At 43.1% G+C, this 1,360-nt stretch carries 1 protein-coding gene; it reads right to left on the bottom strand.

The features are described 5' to 3' along the window. Nucleotides 1-15: 15 nt before the first annotated feature. Nucleotides 16-1,224, bottom strand: a complete 1,209-nt coding sequence (locus tag MiSe_RS49120) for an RNA-guided endonuclease InsQ/TnpB family protein (protein WP_226594825.1) — start codon at nucleotides 1,222-1,224, stop codon at nucleotides 16-18. Nucleotides 1,225-1,360: the final 136 nt, after the last annotated feature.

Here is a 1,360-nt window from a genome sequence, read left to right as displayed (position 1 = left end):
TTGACACTCCCCGGCTTAAAAGACCGGGGATTCTAAGCTCATCGTCAGAACTTGCTCCACCAGGGTTTCCCCAAGCAGAGTAGCGGTTCCAACTCCCTTAGCGTTACTTTGGGGATGCCCTCCCCTAGCTTGCAGTGCAAGATTTAAAATATTTATCGCCGCGTTTTCGTCTCTATTGAGTCTGCATCCACATTGACAAACATGGGTGCGAACTGATAGAGACTTCTTGACAATAGCGCCACATTGACTACATTTTTGACTGGTGTAATGTGGTTTAACTGCAACAGCTTCCCGGTCAAACTTACCAGCAAAATATTCAAGCCACTGTCTAAATTGTGTCCAACTAGCATCGCTGATAGACTTAGCTAAACAATGGTTCTTGACTAGGTTGCGAACATTTAAATCTTCATAGGCTACTAAGTCGTTAGACTTGATTACGCAACGCGCTAATCTTTTTGCGTGTTCATGACGTTGCCTATTTACTTTTAAATGTTTCTTAGCAAATCTTTTCCGTGCTTTGCAGCGTCCGGTTTTACCTTTTTGCTTTTTATAGATGCGGCGTTGAGCATGTTTAATTGCTCGTTCAGCTTTCCTCAAAAAGCGCGGATTTTCCTCCTGATGTCCGTTATAGTCGGTATAAAAGAATTCAATTCCTACATCCAATCCGATGACGTTTCCGGTTGGCTCTAGTTGTTCGGTGACTTCAATACCAACAGCAAATTGACAGTAGTAGCCATCGGCACGTCGTACTAACCTGACACGTTTGATTGACTTTACCGGATAAGTGTGAATATCCCACTTTCCTAATAACCTGAGTTCACCAATTTCCTTTTTGTCACTAAAGGTGATGCGGCGAAGGGTTGGGTGCAACTTCCATCCGCTAGTCTTGTATTCAACTGAGCGGTTGTCTTTCTGAAAGCGTGGATAGCCTTTTAACCCTGGTTTTTTAGTTTTGCAGTTGTTGTAAAACCTGGAAATTGCCGACCATCCGCGCTCAGCGGCTGCTTGCACTGCCATTGAGTTGAGGTCTTGAACAAATGAGTATTCGTTGCGTAGTTCTGTTGAGTACTTGTTTAAGGAAAAACGGTTGATTTTCGAGTCTTTGGGTGCATCCATCCAGTAACGGATACATTTGTTTCTGACAAATTGTGTTGTCCGGATAGCTGCTTCAATCGCTTGATATTGATTTGGTTTTGCCTTGACCTTGTATTCTAGAACTAGCATTGAATCGACCTGTCAATGTTTTTGGTTTATTATATCAATACTTCGTGAATTTTTGCCTAAAGAACGTTCGCGAGACTGAAGTCTCGCGCGGTTACCCCGGTATAAATACGCGGGGTTTTCGCGAACTTCTCTATAA

It is taken from the genome of Microseira wollei NIES-4236 (assembly GCF_020521235.1).
GTDB classification, from domain to species: domain Bacteria; phylum Cyanobacteriota; class Cyanobacteriia; order Cyanobacteriales; family Aerosakkonemataceae; genus Microseira; species Microseira wollei.
The sequence above is the reverse complement of the archived record's forward strand: the minus strand, read 5'-3'. Positions and strand labels throughout refer to the sequence as shown.